Genomic DNA, 12,651 nt, shown 5'->3' with positions numbered 1-12,651 from the left:
CGGGATTTGTAGATGAACGGACATTTTAGCGGGTAAAGGCGTTTATCGTAAATTTTGGCTGGTTCATCGGCAAAATAGATTACTATATATAAATATCCTCCTGCAAAGCACTTATTATATTACATTAGATGCAATGAAACGTAACTGGCAAATATTCTGGCATATTGTTTTTTGGGTTAGCGTTACCTCTTTTTTTATTTACCTCGCCTATAGTAACAGCAAAATAAGCAACGAAGAGCTGTTGGTCTATTTTGGGATTTTTAATTCTGTAAGTATTGGTCTGTTTTATCTCAACTACCTGTATCTGATTCCCAAGTTTTTAGATAATAAAAAATATAGATATTATACCCTTGCATTATTGGGTGCAATTATTGTTTTTGCATTGGGGAAATATGGTCTGGCTGTTATTTTTAAGCCTTATGCCCTAATGGAACATGGCAAACAAACTCCTTTCGGGAGTTTTATGCTCGGGGCATCCTTAACAAACATTTTTTATCTCTTCCTGAGCACGGCACTGAAATTTGCTATTGATTGGTTTTTAAATGAACGAATACAACGTGATTTGGAAAATCAAAGACTGAGTGCCGAACTGGCCTTCCTGAAATCACAGATCAATCCGCATTTTTTATTTAACTCGCTAAATAGCATTTATTCACTCGCATACCAAAAGTCAGATACCACACCCGAAGCCATATTAAAGCTATCAGAAATTATGCGGTATATGCTTTATGAAAGCAATGATAATAAAGTTGATCTGGCAAAGGAATTGCAATACCTGCAAAATTATATCGACCTGCAAAAGATACGTTTTGGGAACAAAGCCTTTGTTGATTTTAAAATTACAGGCGAGGTAGGAAATCAAAAGATCGTACCTTTATTGCTAATTGCATTTATTGAAAATGCTTTTAAGCATGGGGTTGCCAATGATCCGTCTTCGCCGATACTTTTGCTGATAAACCTTGATGGCACCCATTTGCATTTTTATATGGAGAACAAGAAGCATATGCTTAATCGTGACAATGAGGGAGGGATCGGGTTAAATAATGTTAAAAGAAGGCTTGATCTGCTTTATCCCGGGAAATATAGCCTAACTATACAGGACGAACCCAATATATACACCAGTGAATTATCATTAGTTTTATAATATGATCAGATGCATTGTAATTGATGATGAGCCTTTGGCGCTTCATATTCTGGAAGATTATATATCCAAAATGCCTTTTTTGCAATTGGTAAAGGCAACCACCAACCCAATTGAGGCATTACAATTGGTGCAGGAAGGCAATATCGACCTGGTGTTCCTGGATGTGCAAATGCCCGAGCTAACAGGCATACAATTTTTACGCATTGCTAACGGAAAGGCTAAAGTTATTTTAACCACAGCTTACCCACAATATGCACTGGAAGGCTATGAACTGGATGTAATTGATTATTTGCTCAAACCCATTGCATTCGATCGTTTCTTTAAATCAGTACAAAAAGCGCAGTCTATTATACAACCATCAGCAAAGCCGGAAGTAAAAGTAGAAGCCGTCCCGCAAAGCGACTTTTTGAGCGATTTTATTTTTGTGAAGACCGAACATAAAATACAAAAGGTATATCTGAATGATATTTTATTTATTGAAGGTCTGAAAGATTACATTTCAATTTTTACTCCTGCCGAGCGTATCATCACTTTGCAGAATATGAAGAAAATGGAGGATGCGTTGCCAGAGAAACATTTTATCCGGGTGCATAAATCCTACATCGTTTCTATCAACAAGATCGACAGCATTGAGCGCAGCCGGATTTTTATCAATGATAAAATTATTCCGGTAGGAGATACATACCGCGAAGAGTTTTTTAAGATTGTAGACGGGAAGAATATATAGCCCCCCAACCCCCTAAAGGGGGAGTTTTTGATTAGGATATAAGTCTAAACGTTAATTACTCCCCCTTTAGGGGGCTGGGGGGCAATGCTTTTCTTATCGCATTTTCAGCTTCCAGCACTACCTCCTCAAGTGGTCTTTTTTCGGGTTCGATAGGTGTTAAAACCTCCCATGTCATATTTAAGAAAGTATTTAAGGGGTATTGGCCATAGCGCACCATCTTCCATGAATTGTTGATGGCAATTGGTACTATCAGGGCTTCGGGACATTTTTTAAGAAGTGTTGCAATGCCGCCTACCTGGAAAGTTTTTACAGTTCCGTCTTTTGATCGTGTACCTTCCGGAAATATCATAGCCGACCATTTATTCTCCTTCATCCGGGTACCGAGTTTTGCAATTTCGGTAATTGATTGCCGCGAATCTTTACGGTCGATGTTTGCCGCGCCGCCGTGACGCAGATTATAAGATATAGATGGAATACCTTTTGCCAGCTCGATCTTCGAAATAAACTTGGCGTGGTATTTACGCAGGTACCATATCATTACCGGGATATCATAAAGACTTTGGTGATTAGCTATAAAGATGATAGGCCGGCCAATTGGCAGGTTCTTTTTATTGGTAAAATTTACAATATCACCCAACACGTAATAACTACAAACCAGGCAAAAATTCAAGGTATCAACAGAACGTTTATGCGCCTTATAACCAAATGCATTAAAGCAAATCCACTGTATGGGATGGAAAATAACCAATAGCAATCCAAAAAGGATGTAGTGGATAGGTGAAAGGATGTAGCCTAAAAATTTCCTCATTCAGGCAAAGGTAGGAATTGCTTGATTAAGTTGGAAGGGGTCGGATTAGTTGATTTCGTTGGACTAAGTTGACTGAGTTGATTAAGTTAGAAACATTTTAACCACTTAACTTAATCAACCCAATCTAACCTAATCAACTTACTCTGTTTTCAAACTCTTTACCGGATTCATCAACGCTGCTTTAATAGTCTGGAAACCGGACGCAAATAAAGCAGTAAGCAACATTCCACCGCCGCTCACGGCAAAAATCCACCAGCTGATGCTTGTTTTATCGGCAAAGCCTTGCATCCATTTGTTCATGGCCCACCACGCTACCGGACTTATGATCACGAAAGCCAGTACAATCAACCAGGCCATTTCGGTTGAAAGCAGGATGACGATCTGGCTCACCCTGGCGCCTAATACCTTACGCACCCCTATTTCTTTCGTTCGCTGATTGGTGGTATAAATAGCCAGGCCAAGCAAACCCAGGCAGCTGATCAATATCGATAATCCCGTTGCCCAACCCAATAATGCTGAAGTATTTTGTTCATTAGCATATAGCCGGGCAATGCTTTCATCAAAAAAGCTGTATTCAAAATCATCTTCCGGATAGACTTGCTTCCAGGCTTTTTCCATTGCTGCAATAGCCATTTTCCATTCATTGCCGGTTGCCGTTTGTGGTTTTAATGCGATGTGGAATGTACCGTTAAAATAATGATTGGTACTGGTGAGAATAGCCAGCGGTGCAATAGCGGCATGTATTGATTCCTGGTTAAAATCTGTCACTACCCCCACAATTTGCATATTGGTATCACCATTAAAATTGCTGATCACCTGGCCAACGGCGTCATGCGGGTTCTTAAAACCAATCTGTTTTGCAAGAGTTTGATTGATAAGAAAAGCTTTTGATGTGTCGCCGGGCATAAGATTGCGCCCCGCCAGTAACTTGATGTGATAGACTTTAATATAGTTCTCATCACCGAATTTCAAGCCAAGGTTTTCAATCTTGATCTCTTTTTTCCCGTCCTTATAGCCACCCTCGGTTGAATGAGAGTCGTCTGACGTAGGCGCGTCTCGGCCCATGCTTACCAGTTTAACTTGCGGAATAACTCTGAGCTTGTTGAGAAACACCTGGTTTAAACGATCCTGCCTGTTTTTCCATGGCGAATTGATGATAAGAATAGCATCTTTTTTAAAGCCAAGATCTTTGTGAACGGCGTAATAGATCTGCTTGCTCACCAATATGGTTGCCATGATAAAAAATTGCGCAATAGCGAACTGGATTACAGTAAGCGATTTTCTGAATAAGGCATTGCGTGTTTTGCTGCTGCCTTCATTGGCCTGATTTTTAATTGCCGAAACCGGTTTGTAGCCGGAAAGGATGAGTGCTGGATAAAATCCGGAAGCCACACTAACAACAATTACCAGTAAGATAAGAAACAGGATAATGTTGGGCTGAACAAGCGAATTAGCCTGAATACCTTGTGGAATAAAGCTTGCGAAAAATTTGAGTATAGCAGGAGTGCTTGCCGCTGAGATAATAACAGCTACAGAAGTGATCAGGAAAGTCTCAATCAAAAATTGGAATACAATTTGTTTGCGGCTGCTGCCCATGGTTTTGCGTATACCTATCTCTTTGGCCCGATTGGCAGATTGTGCCGTAGTAAGATTAATGAAATTGATGCATCCCAAAAGGAGCAGAAAAATCGCTATGCCCGATAGCTCATATAAAGTTGTTTTATCAGCAACGCGGCCGTTAAAAGTTCCATAGTTAGCGTTGAAGTGAATATCATCCAAGGGCTGCAATGCAAATGCTTCCGTTACACCCGGCCTGGACTGATTATTCTTTTTCATTATATCGTTCAATTGTGTCTCAATATGTGCCGTTGTGGTTTGAGGCGCTAACTTTACAAAAAGCTGGTATTCGGGACTTGTACCTCCCCAGTTATTTAAACGCAATTGCGCTTTTAGTGAGGGATTTGAAAAAGCTGTCGGAAATGAAATAAAGTCATGAAAAGTGAGATCGGTATTTTGTTTGATAGTTTGTACAATGCCGCTCACCATAGTCTTCAAAGTATCATACATCACTGTACGTCCCAGCATTTGCTCGTAGCTTACTCCAGGAAAATACTTTTCGGCTTGTTCAGATGTAAGTACCACCTGGTATGGTGCAGTTAATGCAGATTTGACCGAACCAGCAAGCCATTTGTATTCAATGAGTTTAAAATAATCACTATCAGCAACTATCACATTGTCCTGGATCTTAAAACGGGATGATGATTTGTTGCCATTGGGGATAGTTACGTTAGGCTGCGACAATCGGAATATTGGGGCTACCTGCTGAAGACCTGTTACCTGGGTTTTAGTGGCCCACGGCAAAGGTCCGCAAACACCGGCATTATAGCCCGGGCTGCCTGAAAATGAAAAGTTAGTTACTACGCGATAGACCCGATCACCATCCTTGTGAAACTTATCAAAAGTGAAATCGTAATGTACAATAAGGTAAATGACGAGTGCAGCGCTAATACCTATGGTTAAACCGATCACATTGATCAGCGTAAACAGTTTGTGCTTCCAAAAACTCCTGAATGCAACTTTAAAATAGTTTTTTATCATGTTTTTTTAAATCCTAAATCCTAATTTCTAAACTCTAATAACTAATGACCAATGACCAATGACAATTTACTCCGTTTTCAAACTTTTCACCGGGTTCATTAGCGCCGCCTTTATCGCCTGGAAGCTTACAGTAGCTAACGCGATGAAGATTGACATTATGCCGGCCAGGGCAAACATCCACCATGTGATGTGCACTTTGTAGGCAAATGCCTGTAGCCACTTGTTCATGGCCCACCACGCTATGGGAGTTGCGATGATAAAAGATATACTCACTAATTTTACAAACTCCTTGGATAGCAAACCCACAACCCCGGCAACACTTGCACCCAGCACTTTACGGATGCCGATTTCCTTTTGACGTTGTTCGGCGCTAAAGGCGGCCAGTCCAAACAACCCGAGGCATGAGATCAGTATAGCCATTATGGTAAATGAATTGATGATCTGCGATAAAGTTATTTCCGCCTCATATTGCTTTTGAACCTCTTCGTCAAGGAAAGCATATTCAAAAGGTACACCCGGCAGGTTCTTTTGCCATACAGTCTCAATCTTTCCCAAAAGCGCTTTATAATCCTTGCTGTCGGTTGAAACGGTAATAAATGAGAAAGCATTCGGATCGCCATTATAAAACAGCATGAAGGGACGTACTTCGCCGTGAAGCGAGTTGTAGTTAAAATCTTTCATCACCCCTATCACATCCACATAAGAAACCGGTCCGTTCAGGTACTGGCTATAAAGCCTTGCCCCAACGGCTTTTTCAGGCGTTAAGCCCAGCCGTTTTGCCAAAGTTTCGTTGATCAGCGTTTTTAAGGAATCCTTTACCCTGAAATCACGCCCGCTAACGAGTTTAATACCATTCGCTTTAACAAACTTCTCGTCCGCATCCATATTCTGGGCATCGATGGCGGTGGCCGCATTACCGCCTGAAAGATATACACCATGATCGCGGCCCACAAACTGGCTGAGGTAATTGTTTGATCTGCTTACCGCTTTTACTTCGGACAGTTGTTGAAGATCAGTAGCAAGGGGCGTCATTTTTTGTTGCGCGTCGCCGGTGTAAAAACTAAAAACAAGCTTTTGGCTCTTATCAAAACCAAGGTCTTTATTTTTGATATAGTTCAACTGACTGTAAATAATAATAATTCCTGTTATCAATATAATCGACAGCACAAACTGGAAAATAACCAGTGAACGACGAATACCCGATGCTGAAATATGGCTTGTGAAATTCCCCTTCATCACTTTGATAGCCTCAAAGGCGGAAAGGTAAAAAGCAGGATAACTACCGGCAATTAAACCGGTGATAATTACGATTGAACCAAGCATAATCCAGACACTATAATGTGCCAGGAAAGAAAATTGGATATCGGTATGCGTGATATCGTTCAGGTAAGGAAGCACAAGGAACATTAATGGTATGGCCAATAATACCCCGATAAGTGATAGTAAAAACGATTCGCCTAAAAACTGTTTGATAAGATCGCCTCTGCCTGCACCCACTACTTTCCGTACCCCTACTTCTTTGGCGCGTTTGGATGCACGCGCAGTAGACAGGTTCATAAAATTGATGCATGCTATTAGCTGAATCATTATCGCTATCAGTATCAGTATATATAATAGCGTCGGACTGATTGTTTTACTCAGCTCAACCTCGTAGCCGGGAGTAGTATGCACAGAAGTGAAAGGCTGTAGGTGTAATACTTTTTTCATTCCCAATGCTTTGAGCTGTTGTGCCCCGTATTTATTCAAAAAGTCGGGCAGTTTTTTCTCCAGTGCCTGTGCGCTTGCACCTGGCTGTAATTTGATATAGGAGCAGGCTAAATTATAACCTGCCCATGCGGTGTTGCTTAATACAAATTCACCAAAGCCGCCACTGCGCATGGTAACAAATATATTGGCAGCTATGCTCGATTTACCAAGGCTTTCATCGACCACGCCGTTTACCTTAAAATCATGTTTGCCGAAACCGTTATCAATCGTGATCACTTTGCCTACAGGATCCTCATTGCCGAACAATTTATCGGCCACAGGCTTCAACAGCACTAATGAATAAGGTTGTGCAAGAATATCTTTGGTGTTTTTACCATAAACAAAATGATAAGAAAACACATCAAAAAATGTAGAATCGACATATACCATGTCTTTTTCATAAAAAGACTTTTCCTTGTATTTCAGCAAGTTTTTGCTGTTCCCAAGAAGCCCTGTTGGTATAAGCCGTGTAAATTGTTTTACTTCGGGGAAATCCCGTTTAATAGCCGGAGCAATCGGAGGAGAGGCGGTGGAATTGTCGTGTTTGTCTCCCGTGATCTCCAACGATGACGTAACACGGTAAATATCCTTTGCATCTTTATGATGCTTATCATAGCTGTATTGATCCTGTACATAAAGCAATATGTACAAGCAACATAGCGTGCCTGTGGCCAAACCTATAATATTAATAAAGCTGAACGTTTTGTTTTTTAACAGAAAACGCAGGGCGGTTTTAAGATAACTTTTAAGCATAGCTACTTAATTTATTGTTGTACAACTAATTGAAATCGATTCGGACAGATTTACCCAAGACCGATGCCAAATAGTTATTTAATTGTATATCAATATTTTATGTATACATTAACGTTACTAATTCGTTCGGTTATGATACAATTAGTGTGCGTTTCTGGACCGTTGTGACCCGTCCTGATTTAGCTATACAGCGATGTGAGTTAAAACCCTCTCCTTCGGAGAGGACAGGGTGAAGCTTTATAATGTTCCCTCCATTTGCATCAGTCGTATTTTAAAAACCGCTGCCACCGAAACGGAATCGGTTATTTCGCCATTGCAAACCATTTTATAAACTTCATCAAAAGGAACTTTTTTGATAATGAGCTGCTCGGTATCCTCGGGTTCAGGTTCAAATTGCTGCAAGTCTCGGGCCAGATAGATGATACACAGTTCATCAGTTACCGAATTGGAGAGGTGCATGCGTTGCAATTCGATCCACTGTGACGCTTTTAAACCAGTTTCTTCCAATAACTCGCGTTTGGCTGAGTCTAACGGGGTGGCATTGAATGCTCCACCACCTTCGGGTATTTCCCAACTGTATTGATTCAAAGGAAAGCGATATTGGCCTACAAGGTAAGTGTTCATATCATCGTCCAATGGTATAATACCGATGGCAAAACCTTTAAAATGCACTTTACCATAGATGCCAGGATTTCCTGACGGATTGATTACCTGGTATTCAGTTAATCCGATCCACTGATTATCATAAATGATCTTTTCTGAAACGATTTGCCAGGGGTTATCTTCAGGTTGCTGCATGGGATAAAGTTAGTAAAGGCTTTTAAAAAATGCGTTTCAATTGTAACTTAGTACTACAACCACACTCTAATCAGTATTATGCGTTACTTCCTTTGCATCCTGTTTCCGCCGGCTGCGGTTTTAACAACCGGGCGTATCGGCGCATTTATTTTAAGCTGTATTCTTACACTTTGCTTTTGGATACCAGGGGTGATCCATGCTATATTGGTTACCAATGATTATTATGAGTCGAGAAGGCATCGCCAGTTAATGCGTGCTGTGAAAAGAAATAGGTATTAAGCCATTTGTTTCGCCGGGCTAATAGCAGATATTATAATCAGCCCGATTAACATACCCGAAAATGCTGTAACTATCACATCGCCATATTCATGAAGCTTTAGTCCTGTAAGCAGTCTGATAATTAATACAAGCAAGGTCACAGCTAATATTTTTACCCAGTAAGCTATAATTTTATTGTTTTGGGTTGATTGACCAATAGGCAATTGTGCGATTGCATAAAGGATAATGATCGCACCTGTTAATGAGCTCAGATGTTGTACAATATTATAAAAAGGAATTGCATAATGACCGACAAGAATGCGATGTGATAAATGGTGAATATGTTTTACAAAATATCCTGTCGGATGAGTGAAGCTATCCCAAAAACGTGAGAAGCTGCCCCTATAAGTATACAAACTACGATAGTAATTATATAGCTGCTGGAATAACTCTTTCCTGAGTTTTTAAACTGAGAGAATCGTTTATTGAAATAAGCAGGTAAATGATCTATCAATTTATCTTTAACGATATGATTATAAATAAGCAGCAATAACAATCCTAATGGAAGATCGAACCAAAACAAGCCTGCCCAATAGTGGCTGTAATAAGATGCTACTTTCATCCTGATGAAATATTCAAAATCAGGTGTAATGCTGCCAATCACTAATGCGGTAAGCGAGATCCGGCGTTTAGATAGATAATTGAACGGCAAAACCACCGCCGGATGTGAAAAGGTAAAGGGCATTTAATATGATTTTCTAATTTGTTTTTCTAAATTTATAATATGAAAAAGATAATCTGGCTGTTTATAATAACTTTTGTTTGCGTAACCATTGTTTATGCACAGGATGGCTGGGTAAGCCACAAAGCTGATAACAGAATATCCGTCAAATTCCCCAACGAGCCTAAGGAGGTAGCCGCAGGTACCTTTATAGCCCATGATAAAGACAGTGTAGGTTATGCGTTTACAGTAATCGATTTTGTTGCAGTAGCCGGTATTGATTCTGTCGCCCTGGCACCTATGAAAGATACCCCCGAATTTGCTGCGCAATTAAAGCAAGGCATGGGTTCAAGTCTTCCTGGCGTTACCCTGGATGATTTTACTATCGGTAAATGGAAGGGGTTTAGCAGCTATACCACTAAAGGTGTTAACAGCGCACAAAAAACAAAAATGTATACGTTCATGGTCCTTATTGGAAATAAGTTGTACAGTTTGTCAGCTATTGTCCCGGATGGCATAAGTACAAAAGGGCGGGATGACTTTTTTGCATCACTTACGCTTACCAACTAAATAGAAGTGAGTGGTTGATTGAGTTAGACTAAGTTGATTTAGTTAACAAGAGGAAACTTAATCAACAACTCACTCAATCAACCTAATCAACTATAACCCAAACGCTGCTTTTACCTTATCAACGTAATCCAGTTTTTCCCAGGTAAACAGTTCCACTTCAACTTTCAGTTCCTGTCCATTTGGACTAAAGAAACTTTTAGTAACCGTTTGACTTGGTTTACCAAAGTGGCCATAAGCTGCTGTTTCGCTGTAAATAGGGTTACGTAATTTAAAACGTGTTTCAATAGCGTAAGGGGTCATATCAAAAATGCTTTCCACTTTTTTAGCGATCTGACCATCGCTTAAACCAACTTTGCCTGTACCGTAAGTGGTCACAAAAATGCCCATTGGTTGTGCTACACCGATAGCGTATGATACCTGCACCAGCACTTCATCACAAACACCTGCAGCAACAAGGTTTTTAGCAATATGACGTGTAGCATAAGCAGCAGAACGGTCAACCTTTGAAGGATCTTTGCCGGAGAATGCACCACCACCATGTGCGCCTTTGCCACCGTAGGTATCAACAATGATCTTACGGCCTGTTAAGCCGGTGTCGCCATGCGGGCCACCAATAACAAATTTGCCTGTTGGGTTAATATGATATTTAATGTCGTCGTTAAACAGGTGGGCATATTTTGGATATTTCGCCTTTACACGCGGAATAAGTATTCCGATAATATCATCGCTGATCTTTTTCAGCATAGCTTTTTCTTCGCCAAAATCATCGTGTTGCGTTGATATAACGATGGCAGCAATGCGTGTTGGCTGATTGTTATCATCGTATTCCAGCGTAACTTGCGATTTTGCATCAGGGCGAAGGTACTTGATCTCCTTATTTTCGCGGCGGATAGCTGCCAGCTCGATTAAAAGTGCATGAGCCACGTCCAGCGCCAAAGGCATGTAGTTATCAGTTTCGATAGTGGCATAGCCAAACATCATTCCCTGATCGCCGGCACCTTGTTCCTGTTTTTCTTTACGCTCAACCCCCTGGTTAATATCAGGCGATTGCTCATGAATAGCTGATAAAACGCCGCATGAGTTACCATCAAACATATACTCGCTCTTGTTATAGCCAATTTTGTTGATCACATCACGGGCTATTTTTTGAACATCAAGGTAAGCGGTTGACTTTACTTCTCCGGCCAAAAAAACCTGTCCTGTAGTTACCAGTGTTTCACAGGCAACCTTTGACTCGGGATCAAAAGCTAAAAAATTATCAATTAATGCATCCGATATCTGATCGGCAACTTTATCCGGGTGTCCTTCTGACACAGATTCTGAAGTGAATAAATAGGGCATAAATGTTTTTTTAAGTATTAAGCTAACTATTAAAAAAGAAGGAAATTCAACGGGATTGCGGTAAAAAAAGAAAACCGGGTTTAGCACTTTTTTACGTGGTTGCAATCCAGTTCCGCGATCCTTTTATTTATAAGTGACCCGGAACAATCAAATCAGTCCACTTTCGAATGGCAAAAATAAAACAATTTTTCACAAAGCAGAAAATACGGTTACTTTTGACGGCGAAATTATAATTACTTGAAAAGGAAAGTCTTATTTATAATAAATCCGGTATCGGGCGGTAAAAGGAAGGATGAAGTGCCAGACCTGATACAAAAAAACCTGGACATCAATATTTTTGAGCCGACCATCGTCTTTACTACGGGGGCTATGCATGCCAGTGAACTTGCCCAAAATGCGGTTGGAAATTATGAGTATGTAGTAGCCGTGGGCGGCGATGGTACGGTTAATGAAATAGCCTCTTCTATTGTCGGTACGGATACAGCATTAGGTATACTTCCTTTTGGTTCGGGTAATGGATTGGCGCGCTTTTTAGGTATCCCCATGGATACTGTAAAAGCTATAAAAACACTTAATGAAGAGCGTGTAGAAGTAATCGATTCAGCAAAACTGAATGGTCAATATTTTTTTAATATGGCCGGAATGGGATTTGATGCCCATATCAGCGAAGTTTTCTCGCATTATAAGACGCGTGGTTTCGGGGCATATGTCCGGTCAGCCTTTCGCGAGATAGTTAATTATAAATCAGAGAATTACCACATCGAAATAGACGGGGCTGCATATGAGCGTCAAGCATTTATGCTGAGCTTTGCCAACTCATCACAATATGGCAATAATGCCCACGTATCGCCCCATGCTTCCGTACAGGATGGGTTATTAGATGTTTGCATTATCAAGCCTTTTCCTTTATACAGATTTATTGAAATGGGCCTCCGCATGTTTACAAAAACATCAGAGGGCACCAAATATGTAGAAATCATCCGCGGTAAAAACATATTAGTTAAACGCAGCAAAGATGGACCGGTACACCTGGACGGTGAGCCACAGATTTTGGGAACCGAAACAGAAATAAACGTGGTGCCCAATTCAGTAAAGATAATTACAGGCAGCTCATTTAATAGTAATTAAAATTCGGATAATAAAAGTAGGCCGCCAGGAGGTGAATATAGTTAGCATGGCTCTGAATA

General features: G+C 40.5%; 10 protein-coding genes and 1 pseudogene. 5 read left to right on the top strand and 6 right to left on the bottom strand.

Going from position 1 to position 12,651, the window contains the following annotated elements:
* The first annotated feature begins 133 nt into the window (after positions 1–133).
* Entirely contained in the window at positions 134–1,144 is a 1,011-nt protein-coding gene (locus ACPPVU_RS23920) for a sensor histidine kinase (protein ID WP_426669257.1), read from the top strand.
* Between the two features lies 1 nt (position 1,145).
* Positions 1,146–1,871, top strand: coding sequence for a LytR/AlgR family response regulator transcription factor (locus tag ACPPVU_RS23915; protein ID WP_426669256.1), 726 nt, complete (start codon positions 1,146–1,148; stop codon positions 1,869–1,871).
* Positions 1,872–1,926: 55 nt separating this feature from the next.
* Here ACPPVU_RS23915 and ACPPVU_RS23910 read toward each other — a convergent pair whose 3' ends face one another.
* From ACPPVU_RS23910 to ACPPVU_RS23895, 4 genes are all read right to left on the bottom strand, one after another.
* Positions 1,927–2,679, bottom strand: a complete 753-nt coding sequence (locus ACPPVU_RS23910; protein ID WP_426669255.1) for a lysophospholipid acyltransferase family protein — start codon at positions 2,677–2,679, stop codon at positions 1,927–1,929.
* 138 nt (positions 2,680–2,817) lie between these two features.
* Positions 2,818–5,277, bottom strand: coding sequence for an ABC transporter permease (locus ACPPVU_RS23905; protein ID WP_426669254.1), 2,460 nt, complete (start codon positions 5,275–5,277; stop codon positions 2,818–2,820).
* A 66-nt stretch (positions 5,278–5,343) separates the two neighbouring features.
* The gene (locus ACPPVU_RS23900; protein ID WP_426669253.1) at positions 5,344–7,776 is read right to left on the bottom strand and encodes an ABC transporter permease; all 2,433 of its coding nucleotides are present in this window, start codon (positions 7,774–7,776) and stop codon (positions 5,344–5,346) included.
* Positions 7,777–8,013: 237 nt separating this feature from the next.
* On the bottom strand, positions 8,014–8,574 hold the full coding sequence (locus ACPPVU_RS23895) for an NUDIX domain-containing protein (protein WP_426669252.1): 561 nt from the start codon (positions 8,572–8,574) through the stop codon (positions 8,014–8,016).
* Between the two features lie 78 nt (positions 8,575–8,652).
* Between ACPPVU_RS23895 and ACPPVU_RS23890 the strand changes: the two genes are divergently transcribed.
* Complete coding sequence (locus tag ACPPVU_RS23890; RefSeq protein ID WP_426669251.1) at positions 8,653–8,853, top strand: YqaE/Pmp3 family membrane protein; 201 nt, start codon at positions 8,653–8,655, stop codon at positions 8,851–8,853.
* Here the strand turns inward: ACPPVU_RS23890 and ACPPVU_RS23885 are convergent.
* Positions 8,850–9,577: pseudogene (locus ACPPVU_RS23885) on the bottom strand (DUF4184 family protein). The gene ACPPVU_RS23890 and the pseudogene ACPPVU_RS23885 sit on opposite strands and share 4 nt — an antisense overlap.
* Before the next feature lie 39 nt (positions 9,578–9,616).
* Here ACPPVU_RS23885 and ACPPVU_RS23880 point away from each other — a divergent pair.
* On the top strand, positions 9,617–10,123 hold the full coding sequence (locus ACPPVU_RS23880; RefSeq protein WP_426669250.1) for a hypothetical protein: 507 nt from the start codon (positions 9,617–9,619) through the stop codon (positions 10,121–10,123).
* A 90-nt stretch (positions 10,124–10,213) separates the two neighbouring features.
* Here ACPPVU_RS23880 and metK read toward each other — a convergent pair whose 3' ends face one another.
* Positions 10,214–11,464 (bottom strand): methionine adenosyltransferase, encoded by a 1,251-nt coding sequence (metK, locus tag ACPPVU_RS23875; RefSeq protein WP_426669249.1) that lies wholly within the window; start codon positions 11,462–11,464, stop codon positions 10,214–10,216.
* Positions 11,465–11,701: 237 nt separating this feature from the next.
* Between metK and ACPPVU_RS23870 the strand changes: the two genes are divergently transcribed.
* Positions 11,702–12,592 (top strand): diacylglycerol/lipid kinase family protein, encoded by an 891-nt coding sequence (locus ACPPVU_RS23870; RefSeq protein WP_426669248.1) that lies wholly within the window; start codon positions 11,702–11,704, stop codon positions 12,590–12,592.
* The last annotated feature ends 59 nt before the right edge of the window (positions 12,593–12,651 follow it).

This window comes from Mucilaginibacter sp. McL0603, assembly GCF_049992945.1.
GTDB lineage: Bacteria > Bacteroidota > Bacteroidia > Sphingobacteriales > Sphingobacteriaceae > Mucilaginibacter.
This window is presented reverse-complemented; position numbering and strand designations above follow the sequence as displayed.